The 20248-nt window shown below is 70.6% G+C and carries 15 protein-coding genes; 9 read left to right on the forward strand and 6 right to left on the reverse strand.

The features are described from left to right. Positions 1-96 precede the first annotated feature (96 nt). The 7 genes from DEJ12_RS08785 to DEJ12_RS08815 all read left to right on the forward strand — a co-directional run bounded on the left by DEJ12_RS08785 (position 97) and on the right by DEJ12_RS08815 (position 8055). Positions 97-717, forward strand: a complete 621-nt coding sequence (locus tag DEJ12_RS08785) for an acyltransferase (protein ID WP_111029708.1) — start codon at positions 97-99, stop codon at positions 715-717. Beyond that, positions 714-1811, forward strand: coding sequence for a DegT/DnrJ/EryC1/StrS aminotransferase family protein (locus tag DEJ12_RS08790; protein WP_111029709.1), 1098 nt, complete (start codon positions 714-716; stop codon positions 1809-1811). Before DEJ12_RS08785 ends, DEJ12_RS08790 begins: the two co-directional genes overlap by 4 nt. Continuing rightward, the gene (locus tag DEJ12_RS08795) at positions 1808-2824 is read left to right on the forward strand and encodes a Gfo/Idh/MocA family protein (RefSeq protein WP_111029710.1); all 1017 of its coding nucleotides are present in this window, start codon (positions 1808-1810) and stop codon (positions 2822-2824) included. The genes DEJ12_RS08790 and DEJ12_RS08795 overlap by 4 nt, the downstream gene beginning before the upstream one ends. Then, positions 2821-4128 (forward strand): nucleotide sugar dehydrogenase, encoded by a 1308-nt coding sequence (locus DEJ12_RS08800; protein ID WP_111029711.1) that lies wholly within the window; start codon positions 2821-2823, stop codon positions 4126-4128. Before DEJ12_RS08795 ends, DEJ12_RS08800 begins: the two co-directional genes overlap by 4 nt. A 4-nt stretch (positions 4129-4132) precedes the next feature. Then, positions 4133-5398 carry a lipopolysaccharide biosynthesis protein gene (locus DEJ12_RS08805; RefSeq protein WP_181433155.1) on the forward strand — a complete coding sequence of 422 codons (1266 nt, stop codon included), beginning with the start codon at positions 4133-4135 and terminating at the stop codon, positions 5396-5398. Positions 5399-5470: 72 nt separating this feature from the next. Beyond that, positions 5471-6649, forward strand: a complete 1179-nt coding sequence (locus DEJ12_RS08810; RefSeq protein WP_111029713.1) for a glycosyltransferase — start codon at positions 5471-5473, stop codon at positions 6647-6649. Continuing rightward, positions 6646-8055: a right-handed parallel beta-helix repeat-containing protein gene (locus tag DEJ12_RS08815; RefSeq protein ID WP_111029714.1), complete on the forward strand. Its 1410-nt coding sequence runs from the start codon at positions 6646-6648 to the stop codon at positions 8053-8055. The genes DEJ12_RS08810 and DEJ12_RS08815 overlap by 4 nt, the downstream gene beginning before the upstream one ends. Before the next feature lie 1624 nt (positions 8056-9679). Here DEJ12_RS08815 and DEJ12_RS08820 read toward each other — a convergent pair. The 6 genes from DEJ12_RS08820 to DEJ12_RS08845 form a co-directional block, all read right to left on the reverse strand. After that, complete coding sequence (locus DEJ12_RS08820) at positions 9680-10822, reverse strand: glycosyltransferase (RefSeq protein WP_111029715.1); 1143 nt, start codon at positions 10820-10822, stop codon at positions 9680-9682. Between the two features lie 57 nt (positions 10823-10879). Continuing rightward, positions 10880-12166, reverse strand: coding sequence for a glycosyltransferase family 4 protein (locus DEJ12_RS08825; protein ID WP_181433162.1), 1287 nt, complete (start codon positions 12164-12166; stop codon positions 10880-10882). Further along, on the reverse strand, positions 12163-12804 hold the full coding sequence (locus tag DEJ12_RS08830; RefSeq protein ID WP_111029717.1) for a sugar transferase: 642 nt from the start codon (positions 12802-12804) through the stop codon (positions 12163-12165). Before DEJ12_RS08830 ends, DEJ12_RS08825 begins: the two co-directional genes overlap by 4 nt. A 14-nt stretch (positions 12805-12818) precedes the next feature. Next, complete coding sequence (locus DEJ12_RS08835) at positions 12819-14183, reverse strand: polysaccharide biosynthesis tyrosine autokinase (protein WP_111029718.1); 1365 nt, start codon at positions 14181-14183, stop codon at positions 12819-12821. A 122-nt stretch (positions 14184-14305) separates the two neighbouring features. Next, positions 14306-14734 (reverse strand): DUF3060 domain-containing protein, encoded by a 429-nt coding sequence (locus DEJ12_RS08840; RefSeq protein ID WP_111029719.1) that lies wholly within the window; start codon positions 14732-14734, stop codon positions 14306-14308. A gap of 92 nt (positions 14735-14826) precedes the next feature. Further along, complete coding sequence (locus DEJ12_RS08845; RefSeq protein WP_146245081.1) at positions 14827-17313, reverse strand: hypothetical protein; 2487 nt, start codon at positions 17311-17313, stop codon at positions 14827-14829. 400 nt (positions 17314-17713) lie between these two features. Between DEJ12_RS08845 and dnaK the strand changes: the two genes are divergently transcribed. Together dnaK and DEJ12_RS08855 are read left to right on the forward strand one after the other, a co-directional pair. After that, positions 17714-19579 (forward strand): molecular chaperone DnaK, encoded by a 1866-nt coding sequence (gene dnaK / locus DEJ12_RS08850; RefSeq protein WP_071404963.1) that lies wholly within the window; start codon positions 17714-17716, stop codon positions 19577-19579. Between the two features lie 2 nt (positions 19580-19581). Further along, a complete protein-coding gene (locus tag DEJ12_RS08855) occupies positions 19582-20241 on the forward strand; it encodes a nucleotide exchange factor GrpE (RefSeq protein ID WP_082046895.1) in 660 nt (219 codons plus the stop codon). Positions 20242-20248: the final 7 nt, after the last annotated feature.

Consider the following 20248-nt stretch of genomic DNA (forward strand, 5'->3'; position numbering starts at 1 on the left):
CGCACTCGCGATCATCACACTTGATATGTCGTACCGGTATATCGTATGGTGGTGCGGCAGCGGAGGTCCCGCCGCGCCTGATCCGGAAGCGCACCCATGACCCCCAGTCCCACCCTCCCGACGGCGTTCATCGCCCCGGCAGCCGTCGTGTCGCCCTCGGCGGCCGTCGCTCCCGGGGTCCGCATCTGGGACGACTCCCACGTCGAGGCGCACGCGTCCGTCGGCAGCGAGACCCTCGTCGGCCGCGGCGTCACGATCGGCGCCGGCGTCCAGATCGGTGCACGCTGCAAGATCCAGAACGGCGCCCTCGTCTACGGACCGGCGGTCGTCGGCGACGGAGTCTTCATCGGCCCCGGTGCCGTCCTCACCAACGACAACACGCCGCGGGCGATCAACCCGGACGGCTCCGTGCAGGACGCCGACGACTGGAGGCCCACGGCCGTCGTCGTCGAGCACGGCGCGTCGATCGGCGCCGGGGCGCTCTGCGTCGCCCCCATCCGCATCGGCCGGTGGGCGATGGTCGCGGCCGGCGCCGTCGTCGTCCACGACGTCCCGGACCACGCGCTCGTCGCCGGGGTCCCCGCCCGCCGCATCGGCTGGGTGAGCCGGACCGGCCGACGGCTGGCGCAGGTCGACGACCGAACGCTGGTCTGCACCGAGACCGGCGACCGCTTCCTCCACTCCGAGACCACCGACACGATCGAGGCGATCCGTTGACCACCACACTCGAACTCATCCCCGCGGCGAAGCCCCTCATCGGCCTCGAGGAACGCCGCGCCGTCGATGCCGTCCTCGAGGGGGGTGGTCTTGCGCAGGGCCCCGAGGTCGCCGCCTTCGAGCGCGAGTTCGGCGACGTCCTCGTCGCCGGAGCCTCGGTCACCGCGGTCAACAGCGGCACCGCTGCACTGCACCTGGCGCTCGTCGCGCTCGGCATCGGTCCTGGTGACGAGGTCATCGTCCCCTCGTTCACCTTCGCGGCCACGGCGAACGCGGTCCGACTCGTCGGCGCCGAGCCGGTGTTCGTCGACATCGATCCCCTGACCTACTGCGTGGACCCGGCGGCTGTCCGGGCCGCCGTCACCCCGGCGACCCGCGCGGTCATGCCGGTGCACCTCTACGGGCACCCGGCCGACATGACCGCGATCGCCCGGATCGCCGAGGAGCACGACCTGCTCGTCGTCGAGGACGCTGCGCAGGCGCACGGTGCCCGGTGGGCCGGCACGCGCGTCGGCAGCTCGTCCGACGCCGCGGCGTTCAGCCTCTACCCCACCAAGAACATGACCGCGGGCGAAGGGGGCATGGTCTCGACCCGCGACGCCGCGGTGGACCGCATGCTCCGGCTGCTGCGGAACCAGGGCATGGAGCAGCGCTACGCGAACGAGGTCATCGGCTTCAACGCGCGGATGACCGACATCCACGCCGCGATCGGGCGTGTGCAGCTCCGCAAGGTGCTCGGGTGGACCGCACAGCGGCAGGCGAACGCGGCCTACTTCAGCCGTGAACTCGACGGGGTGGTGACACCGACGACCGACCCCCGAGCCGAGCACGTCTTCCACCAGTACGTCGTGCGGGTGCCGTCCGACCGCGACGGCTGCGCGGCCGCACTGCGCTCCGAGTTCGGCATCGGGACCGGGGTCTACTACCCGACGCCCGTCCACCGCCTCCCGTCGTTCGCACACGACCTCGACCTGCCCGAGACCGAGCGTGCCGCGTCCGAGGTCCTCGCGCTCCCCGTCTACCCGACCCTGACGCTCTCGCAGCTCGACCGCGTCGTCGAGGCCGTCAACACCCTCGCCGGGGCCGGACGATGAGCGGCGTGCTGCGGGCCGGGGTCATCGGCCTCGGGATGATGGGGCGGCACCACGCCCGGGTCCTCCGGTCGCTCGAGGGGGTCGAGCTCATCGGCGTCGCCGATGCCCTCGGTGACCCGCACGACGTCGCCCAGGGCGTGCCGGTCGTCCGGTCCGTCGGTGAGCTCGTCGCACTCGGCCTCGACACCGCGGTCGTCGCGGTCCCCACGGCGCACCACGAAACCGTCGGTCTGGAACTCGCCGCGGCGGGGGTGCACGCCCTGATCGAGAAGCCCGTCGCGGTCGACGGTCCGGCTGCCGCGCGCCTCGTGGCCGCCTTCGACCGCGCCGGACTCGTCGGCGCGGTGGGCCACATCGAGCGCTACAACCCGGCGTTGCAGGCGCTGCGACAGCGGCTCGACGCCGGTGAGCTCGGCGACGTGTACCAGATCGTCACGCGTCGCCAGGGGCCCTTCCCCGCACGGATCGCCGACGTCGGTGTGGTGAAGGACCTCGCCACGCATGACATCGATTCGACTTCGTGGATCGCCCGGTCACCGTTCGTCCACGTCGGAGCGCTCGCGGGCACCAAGAGCGGGCGTCCCCACGAGGACCTCGTCACCGTCACCGGACGCCTGGCCGACGGCACCCTGACCTCGCACCTCGTGAACTGGCTCACCCCGTACAAGGAGCGCCTGTTGGTCGTCACCGGTGACCGCGGCACGTTCGTCGCCGACACCCTGACCGCCGACCTGACCTTCCACGAGAACGGCACCGTCCAGACCGAGTGGGACCAGGTCGCCGCGTTCCGGGGTGTGTCCGAGGGGGCCAGCACCCGGTTCGCCATCACCAAGCGCGAGCCGCTCCTGGTCGAGCACGAGGCGTTCCGCGACGCCGTGCTCGGGCGGCCGTCGGACATCGTCACCCTCCGCGACGGCCTCCGGACGGTGCTCGTCGCCGAGGCCGTCCTCGAGTCCTCGCGGATCCAGCAGACCGTGCAGCTCGGCACGGACGCCGAAGGAGCAGCAGCATGAACGTCGTCGTCGTCGGTCTCGGCAAGATCGGGCTCCCGCTGGCCGTCCAGTACGCACGATCCGGTGCACACGTCACCGGCCTCGACGTCGCGAGCGGGGTGGTCGACGCCGTGAACGCTGCGACCGAGCCATTCCCCGGCGAGCACGGGCTCGCCGACGGCCTGCGTGAGGTCGTCCCCGCGGGGCTGCTCCGCGCGACCACGGACGCCGCGGCAGCGATCCCCGACGCCGACGTCGTCGTGGTCGTCGTGCCGCTCTTCGTCGATGCCGACGGCATCCCCGACTTCGGCTGGATGGACGCCGCCACCGACACGATCGGCGACCACCTGCGACCCGGCACCCTGGTCGCGTACGAGACGACGCTGCCGGTCGGGACGACCCGTGGCCGCTGGGCGCCCCGGCTCGAGGCCCGCTCCGGACTCGTCGAGGGGCAGGACTTCCATGTCGTCTTCTCGCCGGAGCGGGTCCTGACCGGCCGGGTGTTCGCCGACCTCCGGCGCTACCCGAAGCTCGTCGGTGGTCTCTCCGACCAGGGCTCGGCGCGCGGCCGGGCCTTCTACGAAGCGGTGCTGCAGTTCGACGAGCGCGACGACCTCGGTCGTCCGAACGGCGTCTGGGACCTCCGTACCGCCGAGGCCGCCGAGCTCGCGAAGCTCGCCGAGACCACCTACCGCGACGTCAACATCGCGCTGGCGAACGAGTTCGCCCGGTTCGCCGAACGGCAGTCCATCGACATCGCCGCGGTCATCGACGCCTGCAACTCCCAGCCGTACAGCCACATCCACCGCCCCGGGATCGCGGTCGGCGGTCACTGCATCCCGGTGTACCCGAGGCTGTACCTCTGGAACGACCCGGAGGCCACGGTCGTCCGTGCCGCACGTGCCAGGAACGCCGCGATGCCGGCCCACGCGGTCGACCTCCTCGAGCGCCTGCACGGGGACCTGCGGGGGCAGCGGGTCGTGGTCCTCGGTGCCGCCTACCGTGGCGGCGTGAAGGAGACCGCCTTCTCCGGAGTGTTCGGCACGGTCGACGCACTCCTGGCGCACGGCGCGCTCGTGACGGTCTCCGACCCGCTCTACTCCGACGACGAACTCCGCCGTCTCGGCTTCGAGCCCCACACCGACGGCGAGCCCGTCGACGCCGCGGTCGTGCAGGCCGACCACGCCGAGTACGCGACGTGGGACGAGTCCCGGGTCCCCGGCGTCCGCACGGTCGTCGACGGCCGACGGGTCCTCGACGTCGAACGGTGGGCGTCCACCACGGTGACCGCGATCGGTGCTCCGCCCGTGGTCCCCGTGGCCTGACACCGTGCGGTCCTCGCCCCGACGGCGCCTCCCGGCGATCGCGACGATCCTCGTCGGCACGGTCCTCGGGCAGGGGCTCGTCGTGGCGATCTCGCCGCTGCTGACGCGGCTGTACACCCCGGCGGACTTCGGTACGCTCGCGGTCGTCACGGCGGTCGCGAGCATCCTCGGAGCCGGTGCGACGCTCGGCACCGACCGTGCGCTGGTCGTCGCACACGACCGGGCGACGAGCAGCGCGCTGGTCGCACTCGGTCTGCTCTCGACGCTGGTCGTCGGCGTCGGCACCGCCGGGGTCGCTTGGGTCCTCCGCGGACACGCGGCACGGTGGTTCACCGCACCGGCCCTCGAAGACCTGTGGTGGACCGTCCCCGTGACGGTCGTCGCGGTGGGGGCGCAACGAATCGCCTCCGCCGTGCTCGCGCGGCGGCAGCAGCACCGGTCCATCGCCGTGCGCAACGCCTGCCAGGGCATCGGCCAGTCCGTCTGGAACCTGGCGATGGCCGCGGCCGGTCCGGTCGGGCTGGTGGGTGGCCTGGCGGTCGGCCGGATCGCGGCCGTGCTCGGGATGGTTCGGTTCCGGCGGGGTGACGGCGAGCGGATCACCCCTCGGTCGCTCTCGGCCGCCGCCCGTCACCACCGGCGGTTCCTCGTCATCACGCCGTGGTCCTCGATGCTGAACGTCGTCGGCCAGCAGGCTCCGGGTCTGCTCATCGCGGCGCTGCACGGCAGCGTCGCCGCGGGCTTCGTCGCCCTCACGATGCGGGTGCTCGGTGCGCCCGTCGGCATGGTCGCCGACGCGACCGCGCAGTACGCCGCGGGGGCGTTCGGGCTCCGCATCCGGTCCGGCGATCCCGTGCGCCGACTCGTCCTGCGGCTCGTCGTGCGTCTCGCCACCGCGGGTGCGGTCGCGGTGCTCGTCGTCGTGCTGCTCGGACCCGTCGTGTTCTCGACCGTGTTCGGTGCGGAGTGGGCGGTCTCCGGAACCTACGCCCAGGTCCTCGTGCCGGCGTTCGCGGTCCAGGTCGCCGCATCGCCGGTCACGCAGGTGCTGTCGATGCTGCAGCGGCAGGGGGCACAGCTGACGTGGGACGCATCGCGTCTCGTGGTGTGCGCCGCCGCGGTGCTCGTGCCGTCCGTGCTCGGGGCCCCGATGCCGGTCGTGCTCGTTGCGCTCGCCTCGGCGATGACGGTCTCCTACGCGGCGGTCCTGCTGCTCGTGGTGCGGGCGGCCCGCCACCACGACGATGATCTGCTCGGCGCGATGCCGTGAGCGGGCCTGGCTGCTGGAATGCAACATGTAGATAACTCGCTCGGGGGCAGAAACGCCCCATAGTTTCGGTGCATGGCTTCTCGACCGCGTCCGTTCGACATCGTCCACGTCTCGAGTGCGCACCCATGGACCGACAACCGAGTGCACCTCCGTGCTGCGGCGAGCGCAGCGCGTGCCGGGTACCGCACGGCGTTGGTCGCCGTCGCTGCCGCAGGCGTCGGTGCCGATCCGGACTGGCACCTGCCCGATCCCGAGACGGGGGTGTACGTCCGACGCATCCCGGCTCGGCGTCGCGGGCGACGGGTCCTGGTGTCCTCGGTCCAGGTCATCGGGGCGGCACTGTCGTCCCGGGCGCCGATCGTGCACCTGCACGACCCCGAACTGTTGTGGGCGCTCCCGCTCCTGCGCGTGCTGCACCGGACGGTGGTGTACGACGCCCACGAAGACCTGCCGGAGCAGGTGCGGGGCAAGGAGTACCTCGGCCCCGTCGCCCGCCGTGGCAGCACGGTGGCGGCGCACGCGGCAGTGGCCCTCGCACGCCGGTCACGCACCGTGGTGGCCGCGACGCCCACCATCGCGCGCCGCTTCCGCGCCGACCGGACCGTCCTGGTCCGGAACGTCCCACGGCTCCGTGCCCAGGACACCGACGCCCCGCCGGCCGCTGCTCGTGGTCAGGTGGCTGTCTACCTCGGGTCGATGAGCCGCGACCGGGGGATCGACGTCCTGACCGGCGTCGCGGCCTCACCCGGGCTCCCGGACGGCTGGCGTGTGGTCACCGCCGGTCCGATCGACTCGGCGGTCGACCGCGGTGCGTTCGACGCACTGGTCGACACCGGGCGCATCGACCACCGGGGCGTCCTGGCACCGCACTCGGCCCGCGACCTGTTGGTGACGGCTCGCGTCGGGCTCCTCCCACTCCTGCCGACGCCGGCCTACGCGGCGTCGATCCCCACGAAGCTCTTCGAGTACCTGGCGGCCGGACTGGCGGTCGTCGCCACCGACGTCCCGCTCTGGCGGGAGCTGCTCGACGGCGCCGACTGCGCGACGTGGGTCCCACCGGGCGACCCGCAAGCCGTCGTGGACGCACTCCGCCGGTACGACGGCGATCCTGACCTGCTGCGACGGCACGCCGAAGCCGGCCGCGCCCTGGTGCTCGAACGCTTCCGGTGGGACCACGAAGAGCACGTGCTGCTCGACCTGTACCGCTCCCTGTCCGGCGCCTCGCCGATGCCGGAAGCAGTCGGGCGGTGACGCCGCTCAGGACACCCCGGTCGGTCGTCAGCCGACGGGGTGCGCTGTTCGGCGCGGCCGGAGCGATCCCCGCCGCGCTGCTCGCCACCGGGACCCGGCCGGCTGCCGCGTCCGGGCGCTCGAGTCCCGCGCCAGCAGACACGGCCCGGACGGTGACCGACGCCGGGGTCGCCCGGTTGCAGGACGCCGTCGCGGCCACCGACGCCGGTGCCGTGCTCGTCGTGACCCGGCACTGGGCGCTGTCCGAGCCGCTGCGGATCGACCGCGCGATGACGATCCGGTTCGTCGGCGGATCGCTCTCCACCACGCGCGACATCGACCTGGTCGTCGTCGCCGCGTCGGACGTCACCATCATCGACGCGGTCCTCCGGGGTTCCGGGGCGGACCACTCCGGGCTCGGTCGGGGTGTCCACGTCGTCGGCACCGTCACCCGGCCGTTCCGCGACGTCCGGATCCTCGGCGCCGACATCCGCGACTTCTCCCACGACGGTGTCCTGCTCGACCACTGCGCGGCGTTCACCGTCGCGGACTGCGTCATCGCCGACGTCGGCTACGCCGGGGTGCTCATGTTCTCTTGCATCGACGGCACGGTGCGCGGCAACCGCATCGCCCGGGTGACCCAGCCTGCGCCGTACCTGAACTCGTACGGCATCGAGGCGGTCCGCGTGACCACCACCGGGCTCCTCGGCGCACCACGTTCGGCCCGGATCGTCATCGCGGACAACCACGTCTCCGACGTCCCCGCGTGGGAAGGCATCGACACCCACGGCGGGCAGTCCATCGCGATCCTCCGCAACCTCGTCGAGAACTGCCGGGTCGGGATCGCCATCGTCCCCTCGAAGGACGAGGCGAACGCCGGCGCCACGAAGTACGCGCCCCTCGACTGCTCGGTCATCGACAACGTCGTCCGCCGCACGACGTCCGGCCCCGGGTCCGGCATCGTCATCCGCGGCGCGGGCGAGACCGTCGGTGACCCCGCCGAACGGGCGAACGGCATCGTCCTCCGCAACACCGTGACGGGGTACGGGGACGGCGACCGCGACGGGGCCGTCCTCGTCTACCTGACGCGGCACCTGATCGTCGCGCACAACCACTGCCCGGGCGGAGTCCGTCGCGGGCTCTCCCTGTACCACTCGAACGACGGCATCACGCTCGTCGGCAACCGGATCGCGGGGCTGCGGCGACAGGGCACGGCGACGTCGGTCGCGATCGACGTCCGCGCCACCGAGAACCGCGGGCACCTGGTGGGCAACCGGTACGAGGGCAGCGTCGAGAGCGGTGCCGTCTACGGGGTGCTGTGCCGCCAGACGGCCAACGACCTGGTGCTCGTGGACAACGACTGGGCCGCGGCGACGACCGCGGTCGTGGCCGGTGCCGGCGCGGTGCTCCGGGTCCGCGAGGGCTGAGCTGCCCGACGGCCGGGCACCTTCCGCCGGTCGGTCCGGCCAGCGGTCCGCGCACGTGCTGCAGCATCGCGGCGCCCAGCACCCTGCACCGGCGCCGCGCGGAGCAGCATCGGTGCCGGTGCCGGTGCCGGTGCCGGTGCCGGTGCCGGTGCCGCTGCCTGTGTCAGCGCGGGCGCGGGTGCTCCGCCCACGAGTGCCGAACGGCGTCCGCCCCGGGACCGTGCTCGCAGCCGATCGTCGCCCGGAGCGGTGGGCCGCCGTCTGGGCGAGGCCCGCTCCCAGCCGCTGCGCGGGGCGATCAGCAGGATCAGCGTCCCCATCAGCAGCCCGTGCGAGAGCATCGCCGTGAAGATGGAGGTGTTGGACAGCATGATGCTCGGCATCACCACTGCCATCGCCGCGACCCGCATCGGGAGTCCCCGGCTCGCGCCGTCGAGGAACCGCAGCCAGACGAACAGCGCGGCCGCCGCGACGAAGATCCCGATCCACCCCAGGTTCGCGAAGCCGTCGGCGAACAGGTTGGCGTTCGCGTAGCCCACCGACCCGGGCACCAGGTAGTCGGAGATCCGTTTCGGCGGCGGCAGATCGTACGGGTACTCGATCCAGGGGCTGAGGAACGAGTACCCGTACCGGGCGACAGGGTTGTCGGAGAAGTAGTCGACGTACACCGAGGACAGCAGCCCCGGCGTCAGCATGAAGCGGCGGGTGAACACCGACGTCCAGGTGATGCCGCCCTGCACCTCGTCGGCGACCGCGGAGACGATCATGATCGCGAGGGGCGCGCCGAGGAATGCGAGCGACCGCGCCGGCTTCGCGCCCCGGAACAGCACCGCCATCCCGAGGACGGCGATGAACGAGAACAGGACCGCCTTGAACCCGGTGCTCGAGTACAGCAGGAACTGCCCGGCCAGGGCGAGGACCACCAGGGACGGGCGGCGACGGAAGATGCCGCGCGCAAGGACCAGCGGGTTGATCACGTACGCCTGACCGGTCAACAGGTACCCGAGGGCCCCGCCGGTCCCGACGTCGGCCGAGTAGTCGGCACGCACCTCGTAGATGTCGTCGAGCGCCAGGAACCGGATGTGGATGCCGACCGTGGCCGCCATCAGGCCGTAGGTGACGAGGGAGTAGAGGCCGCACACCAGCCAGGTGAGCGTGCCACGGTCGATCCGCCGCGCGCCGATGGCCAGCACGTCGTCCGCCGGCTCGACCCGGGCTGCCGGAGCAGTCGCGACGCTCGGCGTGGCCAGGCTGACCAGTGCGAACGCCGTCCCGACCGCGGCACTCAGCGCGATCGCCGTGGCGGTGGACACGTACCCGGTCGAGATGCTCATGATCATCGTCGGGCTCACGCACACCACGAAGATCGTCCAGAGCACGACGTGCGACGGCCGGACGAGCACCCGGGGGAGCGTCAGTGCCACCCCGGTCGTCAGCACGATGACGACGAGCAGTGCCTGCCAGGGTGCGGGGACGTAGCCGTACCCCAGGTACGAGAAGATCGGTGCGACGAGGTTCGCCGAGATCCAGTTCATCGTGAGGCCGAGGAGCCCGACCGCGACGAACACGCCCGTCACCCGTCCGACCGGACGTGCGAGCTCGGCCCGGTCGATCGTCGCCCGCGTCACCGGGTGGCCGTCGGCGTCGGTCGCGCTGCGCGGACGCCGGGCAGGAGTTCGTCGTACATCTCGACCAACCGCTCGGCCTCCGGAGCCCAGGTGAACCGCGCGGCCGCCCGCCGGGCCTCGGCACCGTGCCGCTCGAGGAGCGCGGGGTCGTCCGCGTACCGGCGGATCGCCTCGGCGATGGCCGTGGGGTCGTCAGCGGGGACGAAGGTCACGCACTCGACCCCGCGCAACAGGTGCCGCCACAGGGGGATGTCGGTGGCGATGACGGCGAGTCCGGCCGCGAGGTACTCGAACAGCTTCGTCGGGAAGATCTGGTCGGTGACGGGCGTCCGACGGAAGGGGACCACGCCGATCCGGGCGCGGAGGAGCAGGTCGCGCGCCTCCATCGGACCGACGACGCCGCCGTGCAAAGCACGGCCGGTGGCCTCGGCGGCACGCAACCGCTCCGTCGACGTCGCCCGGTCGATCGAGCCGACCATCTCGACCCGCCATCCGGCCGGGAACGACGGTTCCTCGACGACGGACGCGAGCACGTCGATGCCACGGTCGTGACTCAGGACGCCGACGTGCGCGACCAGGGCGGGCCGCGCCTCCAGGCCGACCTGGGCGTCGTCTTCCGGACGCGCGAAGGGGAAGTTGTGGATCGCGATCCGGCGCGGTGCCGGGAACCGGCGTCCGGTCCACTCGGTCGCGGTGACCACCCGGTTCGCGGTCCCGGCCACGCGGAGCAGCCCGTGCGAGAGCCACGCGAACACGGCACGCTGCCGGTGGGTCAGGTAGTCCTTGCCCCAGACCTGGTCGGGCAGGTCCTCGTGCGCGTCGTAGACGACGGTGCGACCGGCAAGCCGGAGCACCGGGATGGTCCAGATGAGCTCGGGATCGTGCAGGTGCACCACCCGGGCACGCGACCGCAGCGCGAGGGCGAGTGCCTGCGTCGTCGACACGACCATGCGTCGGACACGCGCTCGCCGTGGGATCCGCACCACCTCGACGGCCGTGGGTGGGGCGCCGAGGTCGGACTCGACCGCGATGAGGCGGACGCGGTAGCCGGCGTCGGCGGCTGCCGCGGCTTCCCGCAGGTGGACGCGGTTGTCGACCCAGGGGTGGGCGCTGGAGACGTGGACGATGTCGGGGAGCATGCTCGGGTTTCCTCGGACGGGACGGGACGGGACGGGACGGGACGGGACAGGGGAGGGTCAGGCGGCGACGGTGTCGTCGAGGACGCCGGCCAGGACGCCGGCCAGCCGGCGGTAGTCGTGCTCGCGGACGACGTGGTCGCGGCCGCGGGCACCCATGGCCTCGCGTTCGGCGGCGGGCATCGCCGCGAGCGCGAGGATGCCCTCGGCGATCGCCTCGGGGTCGTCCGGCCGGACGTGCAGGCCGCTGGCCGAAGCGACCACCGGTTCGAGCGTGACGGGTGCTCCGACGAGCAGCGGGCGGCCGAGCAGCATGTACTCGTACTGCTTGTTCATCGAGACGCCGTGTCGGTAGAGCGGCAGGTCGTGCATGTTGACGACCAGGCAGTCCGCTCGGCGTCCGATGCGGCGGGCGTCGTCCTGCGGCACCCGTCCGTCCCAGATCACGTCCACGCCGGCCTGGAGGCGCGACGCGCGTTCCCGGAGCGCGCTGACGTCCGATCCGTCCCCGACCATGCGGAGCACCAGACGCCGGCCGCCGCTCGCGGCTGCCCGGCGGGCGGCGAGGTCGAAGCCGTCGAGGACGGCTTCGAGCGCGTTCGCCGGCCCCATCGAGCCGATGTAGGTGACCGTGAAGCGGTCGTCAGCGGGCTCGTTCTTGCCAGCGTCGGGTGCGTCGGGCTCGTCCGAGGGCTCATCGGGCTCGCCGGCTTGCTCGTCGAGCGCGACACCGTTCGGGACCCAGGTGAAGGGCGTGGGTTGGCCGCGGACGGCATAGTACCGGCCGACACCCTCGAGCGGGGAGACGATGTGCGCTGCCCGACGGACGACGGTCCGTTCCAGCCGTCGGAGCAGCCGGACCACCGGGTGCCGTTCGGTCATGCCCGCCAGCCCGAGGGCTGACTCCGGCCAGAGGTCGCGCGGCTCGAAGACGAACGGCACGCCCATCCGTCGAGCGAGCACCGAGGCGCCCCACGCGGCCAGGGGATGGAAGGACCCGCCGATCACGACGTCCGGTCGGGGGAGCCCTCGGAGCGAGCCCGGTCGGAGCAGCAGCGCGGTGAACAGGCCGATGTCGGCGATGCGACGGATCGCCCGGCGGGCGCCCGCACCACGGTGGTCGACTCCGCGGAGCCAGCAGAACTCGTACCCGTCGCCCGTCCAGCGCTCGCGCAGGGTCCTCCCGTGCAGGTGGGAGCGGCCGGACGGGTGGTCCGTGCCGGCAGCGATGACCACCGTGCGCCACCCGTGCTCGGTCAGACCCGCGGCGAGGTGCTGGTGCCGGGTCGCGCGGCCGTCCCGCTCGCGGTGGTGCGCGTAGTGGTTGACGATCCAGACGGTCCTCACCGTGATCCACCCGTCATCGCCGCGGTCCCCTCGAAGACGTCGGAACTGACGTGGCCCGGCGCGGCGATGCCCTCGCGTCGGAGCACGACGACGACCGTGCGGAGCAGGATGCGGAGGTCGAGACCGAGCGAAACGGTGTCGACGTACTCGACGTCCGACCGGAGCCGCTCGGGCCACGGGAGCGCGTTGCGGCCACGGACCTGAGCGAGACCGGTCAGACCGGGCAGGACGTCGTGTCGGCGGGACTCCTCGGCGGTGTAGAGGTCGAGGTACCGGCAGAGGGTCGGGCGGGGCCCGACGAAGCTCATGTCGCCCCGCAGGATGTTCCACAGGCTGGGGAGTTCGTCCAGGCTCGTCGACCGCAGGAACGAACCGAACGGCGTGAGGCGGTCGCTGTCGCTCACCAGTCCGGCCGCGGGGTCCGGCTCGAGCATCGTGCGGAACTTCAGGATGGTGAACGTCTTGCCGTGGAGCCCGGGGCGGGGCTGCCGGAACAGCACGGGACGACCGAGCCGAGCCGCGACCAGGACGGCGACGACGGCGAGCACCGGAGCGAGTGCGACGAGCGCGAGGGAGGCGCCGACGATGTCGGAGCAGCGCTTGGCGCGGAGCGTGCGCGTGCGGCGGGGGGACTGCATGGGACGTGTCCTTGTCATCGGTCAGAAGGGCGAGCGCTCTTGTACTCAGAGCGGTAGTACGCGCTCCGGGAGGCCTTGTGCTTGGTCTTGGTCAGGACGATGCCGGCGACCTGCTGGCCGACGCGGGCCAGTGCCTCGATCGCGAGTCGGACGTCGGAACGCTTCGTCTGGTTGGCGGCGGTGACCAGCAGGGTCGTCGACACGAGCGTGCTGACGAGCGCCGAGTCGGTGACCGCGAGGACCGGCGGTGTGTCGACCAGGACGACGTCGTAGTTGGCGGCCAGCTCGGCGAGGACCCGTGCCATCGCCTCGGACCCGATCAGCTCGCTGGGGTTCGGGGGGATCGTGCCGGCGGGCAGGACCGAGAGGCCGTCCAGGCCCCAGTCCTGCAGGACGTCGTCGAGTTCGACGCGGCCGACGAGCAGATCGGTGAGCCCGCCGGCGCCTTCGAGGCTCATCACGGCGGCGACGTTCGGGCGACGGAGGTCGGCGTCGATGATGACGGTCCGCATGCCGCTCTTGCTCAGGGCGATCCCGAGGTTGGCGGTGGTGGTCGTCTTGCCCTCGGACGGCCTGGCGCTGGTCACGGCGATGGTCGGTGCGCCGCTGGTCCGGAGGAACTGGATGTTCGTGCGGAGGCTGCGGAAGGCCTCGGACCGCGCCGAGTTCACCTCGTCGCGGATGATCAGCGGGTGCCGGGCAGCGTCGGCGTCGAACGCGATGTCGCCGACCACGGGGACGTCGCCGTCCAGGTCCTCACTGGAGCGGACGCGCGTGTCGACCGCAGCGCGGAGCAGCGCGAGTGCCGCGCCCGCTGCGAGACCGCCGAGCAGACCGAGTGCGAGGTCGGCGGCCTTGCGCGGGGCGATGGGACTCAGCGGTCGGGACGCGGGTGTGACCTCTTCGAGCCTGACGGACGGCGCTTGGTCGGCGCCGGCGGGCTCGATCTCCTGCACGACCGTGGCGAGGCTCTTGCCGATCTGCTCGGCGATCGTGGCCGCTGCCTTGGCGGACCCGTCCTGCACGGCGATCTTGATGATCACGGTGCCGGCGTCGACCGAGGTGGTGACCTGGGAGGCGAGTGCCGCGGGGGTGGTGTCGAGGTCGAGCTCGTCGATCACGCCCTGCAGCACGCGGGGAGAGGTCGCGAGTTGCATGTACGACTTGATCTTCTGCTGCGCGGCGGTCGACCCCTGTGCGATCTCGCCCGCGGTCGCCGAGGTGTCGCCGGCGACCGAGACGTAGTACGAGGTCGACGCCTCGTAGGTGGGTGGGGTGACGCTCGTGATGACGAGGGATGCACCGGCTCCGAGGAGCGTTGCACCGGCGATGATCCACCAGCCTGAGAGGAGGGCGCGGATGACGGCGAGGTAGTTCAAGAGGAGCCTCCGGTCGGGTTGCTGGACCAGTGTAAAACATCACATCTGAAAGAACAATACGGCGCGCAGAAGGGGACGGAAGTGATGCTCCCGTCCCCTCCTGACTCCGTCGGCGGTCGGACTCAGCCGGCTGCCGTGATGGTGTTCCCCCTGCCCTGGTCGTCGACCTTGGGCGCTTCCCCCTTGTAGGTGAGCGTGTTGTTCGACCCGCTGAAGTAGACCTTCTTCGTCGAGGAGACCGAGATCGTGGCGTTGCTCGCCTCGACGGTGATGGTGTCGATCGTGCCGAGGTCGTAGGTGCGGTCGGAACTGATGAGGTTCGCCGCTGCGCAGTCCTCGGTCGTGATCGTCTTGTCGGAGTCCTCGTCGTCATCCCAGAGCTGCACGGCCCCGTCGATGCACTCGTTGTAGGTGGTCTGGGCCGCCTTCGTGGTGCTCGAGGCGGTCGGGGCGGGGTCCTTCGCGTCGGACGAGCTGCACGCCGTGACGCCGAGTGCGGCGACGAGGGCGATGGATGCGGCGGCGAGACCGCGGCGGATCGTGGTGTTCATCGGGTTTCCTCTCCGAGGAGTTCGTTCGGCGGTGGCGCCGTGCGGAAGAAGGGGAGGCCCCTCCCGTCGCGTGGACGGGAGGGGCCAGGGTGCTACTTGGTGTCGGCCGGCAGGGTGAAGAGCTCGCTGAGCTCGACCTTGCCGTTCTTGGTCTGCTCGAGGGCGAACCGGAACTCGGTCGCGCCGCGCGAGACCGCACGGTCGAAGGTCCAGTTGCCCTCGGCGTCGACCTCGAAGGTGCCGGGGACGATCTGCGTGCCGGTGATGTTCAGCACGCGGTAGCTCGCGCCGGGCTCACCGGTACCGGTGAAGGTGTTCACGGCACCGGGAGTGACGGAACGGTTGGCGACGGTGACCGGAGCGAAGTCTGCGGCGTTGATCGTGAACAGCTCGGACTTCTCGACCTGGCCGTTCTTGGTCTGCTCGATCACGAAGCGGAAGTTCGACGCACCGTTGGAGACGACGCGGTCGAACGTCCAGTTGCCCTGGGCGTCGACGTCGTGGGTGCCGGGGACGATCTGCGTGCCCGAGATGTTCAGGACGCGGAACGTCGCGCCGGGCTCACCGGTCCCGGTGAAGGTGTTCGAGCGGCCCGGGGTGACGCGCTCCGGCGTGGTGACGGTCACCGGGGCGAGTGCCGCGGCGTTGATCGTGAACAGCTCGGACTTCTCGACCTGGCCGTTCTTGGTCTGCTCGATCACGAAGCGGAAGTTCGACGCACCAGCGGAGACGACCCGGTCGAACGTCCAGTTGCCCTGCGCGTCGACCTCGAACGTGCCGGGGACGATCTGGGTGCCGGAAACGTTGAGGACGCGGAACGTGGCGCCGGGCTCCGCCGTGCCGGTGAAGGTGTTCGAGAGCCCCGGACGGACGGCGGCCGGCGTGGTGACGGTCACCGGTGCGAGGGCCGACGCGTTCACCGTGAACAGCTCGGACTTGGCGACCTGGCCGTTCTTGGTCTGCTCGATCACGAAGCGGAAGTTCGACGCGCCGTTGGAGACGACGCGGTCGAAGCTCCAGCGGCCATCGGCGCCGACCTCGAAGGTCCCAGGGACGATCTGGGTGCCGGAGACGTTGAGCACGCGGAAGGTGGCGCCGGGCTCGGCCGTACCGGTGAAGGTGTTCGAGCGACCCGGGGTGACCGAGGCCGGACCGGACAGCGTGATCGGGGCCAGCTCCGTGCGACCCTCGACCGTCGCGGTGACGGTCTTGCGGTCGATCTCGCGGTCGTTGATCTTCTGGACCACGACGAGGGCGTTGTCGCCGACCTCGAGGTCGTCGACCGTGATGGACCAGGCGCCGGTGGTGGCGTCGGCCTTGGCGGTCTCGTCGCCGATCGAGATGTCGGCACCGGGGGTGGCGGTACCGGTCACCACGGCCGAGCGGGCCTCGTTGTCGACCGACGCGACCTCGGCGGTCAGGTCCACGACGGAGGTCCCGATCGTGGTGGACGTCGAGCCCTGTGCACGGAAGTCGTTCGTGCTGCTCGTTCCGCTGAAGTCGAATTCCATCGCGCTCGGCGCCTCGGGCGCATCTGCCGCAGCGGTGACGTCGACCATGAAGCGGTACTGCTGGTCGGCCGGACGCTCGCTGGCCCAGTCCGCGTCGAACGTCAGGGTGGTGTTGTCGTTCGACAGGCGGCCGTTGGTGAGCGGGATCGACGTGGAGGCGTTCCACGCGGTGTTGCCGACGCGACGCCACGAGCCCTGGACGGTGTCCTGCTCGGAGAAGGTCGCACCATCCGGAGCGGTCAGCACCACGGTGCCCTTGGTGTCCGTGCGCGAGACGCGGTTCTCGACGACGAACGGGACCTTCGTGGTCTCGCCGCGCTCGAGTTCGACCGGGCCCTGGTCGACGGCGAAGAGGCCGCCGCCCTCGACGATCGTGACTGAGACGGGCTTCCGGTCGAACTCCGTGCCGTCGATCTTCTGGATCACGACCAGGTCGTTCATGCCCGCGGCAAGTTCAGTAACCGTCATCGACCATGCGCCGGTGGTCTTGTCGGCCTCGACCTCTTGGCCGCCAATCGACACCTTCGCGCCCGGCGTCGCTGTCCCGGAGACGACCGCACTCTTCGCGATGTTGTTCACGGCCTTCACTGCCGCGACGAGGTCGTGCTGCTCAGACTTCCTGACCTGTTCCGCGATTCCGGCGAACTGGAAGCCTGACCCTCCGAGAAACATGAGGCGTCCCGTGCCACCGGCATTCGATCCACGCGTGGACCCGAGCACGGTGTTCCGTTGCACCTGGATCAAGCGCCCGCTCGAGTCGAGGCGGAAGCGCCCTGACTCGTGTGTGCAGGTTCCGGACGTCGGGTTGGATCGAGAGAAGCCGTACCCGGCACCGAACGAGTAAGAGTCGTCCCACTGAGCAATGAATACACAGTTGCTCGAGGCGCTCTTGAAGTTCAGCGTACCGTCGGCCCACCGGTAGATCGTGACCTTCGAAGCGGAAGCGATCGCCTGCGCCTCGGTGCTGTAGGTCTGGGGTGTCCCGTAGAAGCCGCCATATGTGGAAGATACGAGAGCTGCGAAGCCCGATCCGCTCTTGTAGTAGTTGGCGACAGTTCCGATGTTCACCGGCGTCTCCATGGGGGAGGACGTGGTAGCGGAGGATGCGGTGGCGCCGAAGGAAAGGCCGCTGACGATGGTGGCTGCGACCAGGCCGGCGGCACCCATGGACTTGAGAGCGAAGGAAGCCCTCTTCTTGTGAGACATGTGCATCTTTCAGGACAGGCCGCGCGACGGCGGCTGTGCGGGAAGGGACACGCCCGTCGAGGTACTCCAACGGCGCATGTACATCCAGAATATCATGTGAAATACCAACATACGGCCTCGCTCGAGCGTCAAGCCGGGCTGGGAGTTGAGTGGGACTGACGCAGGTTCGCTCTCCCTGAAGTTGACTCCAGTCGACTCAGGAGTAGAATTGAGCCCATCGGACGCAAGTCCAACGACTTACCCCAAGCAAGAGGAGCAACACATGGGACGTGCAGTAGGCATCGACCTCGGAACCACCAACTCCGTCGTCGCAGTTCTCGAAGGTGGCGAGCCCACCGTCATCGCCAACGCCGAGGGCATGCGCACGACGCCCTCGATCGTGGCGTTCACCAAGGACGGCGAGGTCCTGGTCGGCGAGACCGCCAAGCGCCAGGCCGTGACGAACGTCGACCGCACCATCGCGTCGGTCAAGCGTCACGTCGGCACCGACTGGACCACCGAGATCGACGGCAAGAAGTACACGCCGCAGGAGATCTCGGCCCGCACCCTCGGCAAGCTCAAGCGCGACGCCGAGCAGTACCTCGGCGAAGACGTCACGGACGCGGTCATCACCGTTCCGGCGTACTTCAACGACGCCGAGCGCCAGGCCACGAAGGACGCCGGTGAGATCGCCGGCCTCAACGTCCTCCGCATCATCAACGAGCCGACCGCGGCCGCTCTGGCCTACGGCCTCGACAAGGGCAAGGAAGACGAGCTCATCCTGGTCTTCGACCTCGGTGGCGGCACGTTCGACGTCTCCCTCCTCGAGGTGGGCAAGGACGACGACTTCTCGACGATCCAGGTCCGCGCGACCTCCGGTGACAACCGCCTCGGTGGCGACGACTGGGACCAGCGCATCGTCGACTACCTGGTCAAGAAGTTCAAGGACGAGCACGGCGTCGACCTGTCCACGGACAAGATCGCCAAGCAGCGCCTGAAGGAAGCGGCTGAGCAGGCCAAGAAGGAGCTGTCGTCGCAGATGTCGGCGAACATCCAGCTCCCGTACCTGACGCTCACCGCCGAGGGCCCGCTGAACCTGGACGAGACCATCTCGCGCGCACAGTTCGAGCAGATGACCTCCGACCTGCTCGACCGCACCAAGAAGCCGTTCAACGACGTCATCAAGGAAGCCGGTGTCTCGGTCAACGACATCGCCCACGTGGTGCTCGTCGGTGGCTCGACCCGCATGCCCGCCGTGGCCGAGGTCGTCAAGTCGCTGACCGGTGGCAAGTCCCCGAACCAGGGCGTCAACCCGGACGAGGTCGTCGCTGTCGGCGCCGCACTGCAGGCCGGTGTCCTGAAGGGTGAGCGCAAGGACGTCCTGCTCATCGACGTCACGCCGCTGTCGCTCGGCATCGAGACCAAGGGCGGCCTGATGACGAAGCTCATCGACCGCAACACCGCGATCCCGACCAAGCGGAGCGAGACCTTCACGACCGCGGACGACAACCAGCCGTCGGTCGCGATCCAGGTCTTCCAGGGCGAGCGTGAGTTCACCCGTGACAACAAGCCGCTCGGCACCTTCGAGCTCACCGGTATCGCACCGGCTCCCCGTGGCGTCCCGCAGGTCGAGGTCACCTTCGACATCGACGCCAACGGGATCGTGCACGTGTCCGCGAAGGACAAGGGCACCGGCAAGGAGCAGTCGATGGTCATCTCCGGCGGTTCTTCGCTGCCGAAGGAGGACATCGAGCGCATGGTCCGCGAGGCCGAGGAGCACGCTGCCGAGGACAAGGCCCGTCGCGAGGCCAACGAGCGTCGCAACCAGGCCGAGCAGCTCGTCTACTCGATCGAGAAGCTGATCAAGGAGAACGACGAGAAGCTCCCCGCGGACGTCAAGTCCGAGGTGCAGGCCGACGTCGACGCGCTCAAGTCTGCTCTCGCGGGCGAGGACGACGACGCCGTGAAGTCCGCCTTCGACAAGCTCAACGAGTCGCAGGGCAAGCTCGGCCAGGCCATCTACAGCCAGCAGGACGCAGCAGCCGGCACCGCCGGTGGCGAGCAGCCCGCGGGTGAGCAGCCGGCCGACGACGAGGACATCGTCGACGCCGAGGTCGTGGACGACGAGGACGACAAGGACAAGAAGTAACGATGACGGATCCCAAGGACAACGCGCCCCACGAGGACGAGCCCCAGGTCGAGGGCGACGCCACGAACGCTGCCGAGCCCGAGGACCTCATCGAGGCGGAGGGGCCCGACGTCGAAGTACCGACGGACGGCCCCGCAGCCGGGGGCCCGGCGGCCGATGCAGCGAACGACCTCTCCCCGGAGGACGAAGCGCTGCTCGCCGACGCCGCCCGCGGCATCGCCGAGGACAAGCTGAGCACCGAGGACCGCGACCTCGTCGCCGAGATGCGCGCGGACATGCTCCGAGCGCAGGCCGAGCTGGTGAACTTCCGGAAGCGCGTCGAGCGTGACCGTGAGGCCAACCGCGAGGTCGCCATCGCTGAAGTGGTGCGGGCCCTGCTGCCGGCGCTCGACGACCTCACCCGGGCCGAGGCCCACGGTGACCTCGCCGAGGGCCCGATGCAGGTCATCGGCCAGAAGATCCGCGGGGGCTTCGAGAAGTTCAAGCTCGTGCAGATCGGCGAGAAGGGCGAGGCGTTCGACCCGAACATCCACGAGGCGATCGTCCAGCTCCCCACCCCGGGTGCCACCGGACAGACCGTCGCGGACGTCGTCGAGCCGGGCTACAAGCTCGGTGAGCGGGTCCTCCGCGCGGCCAAGGTCGCGGTGGCGGTCCCGGCCTGAGCCGGGT

Source organism: Curtobacterium sp. MCLR17_059 (assembly GCF_003234665.1).
Taxonomy (GTDB): domain Bacteria; phylum Actinomycetota; class Actinomycetes; order Actinomycetales; family Microbacteriaceae; genus Curtobacterium; species Curtobacterium flaccumfaciens.

What these genes read in the sequence shown, in the direction of transcription:
- DEJ12_RS08795 (WP_111029710.1), top strand. Translation starts at nt 1,808, where the DNA reads ATGAGCGGCGTGCTGCGGGCCGGGGTCATCGGCCTCGGGATGATGGGG.
- DEJ12_RS08830 (WP_111029717.1), bottom strand. Translation starts at nt 12,804, where the DNA reads ATGCAGTCCCCCCGCCGCACGCGCACGCTCCGCGCCAAGCGCTGCTCC.
- DEJ12_RS08855 (WP_082046895.1), top strand. Translation starts at nt 19,582, where the DNA reads ATGACGGATCCCAAGGACAACGCGCCCCACGAGGACGAGCCCCAGGTC.
- DEJ12_RS08810 (WP_111029713.1), top strand. Translation starts at nt 5,471, where the DNA reads ATGGCTTCTCGACCGCGTCCGTTCGACATCGTCCACGTCTCGAGTGCG.
- DEJ12_RS08820 (WP_111029715.1), bottom strand. Translation starts at nt 10,822, where the DNA reads ATGCTCCCCGACATCGTCCACGTCTCCAGCGCCCACCCCTGGGTCGAC.
- DEJ12_RS08800 (WP_111029711.1), top strand. Translation starts at nt 2,821, where the DNA reads ATGAACGTCGTCGTCGTCGGTCTCGGCAAGATCGGGCTCCCGCTGGCC.
- DEJ12_RS08840 (WP_111029719.1), bottom strand. Translation starts at nt 14,734, where the DNA reads ATGAACACCACGATCCGCCGCGGTCTCGCCGCCGCATCCATCGCCCTC.
- DEJ12_RS08785 (WP_111029708.1), top strand. Translation starts at nt 97, where the DNA reads ATGACCCCCAGTCCCACCCTCCCGACGGCGTTCATCGCCCCGGCAGCC.
- dnaK (WP_071404963.1), top strand. Translation starts at nt 17,714, where the DNA reads ATGGGACGTGCAGTAGGCATCGACCTCGGAACCACCAACTCCGTCGTC.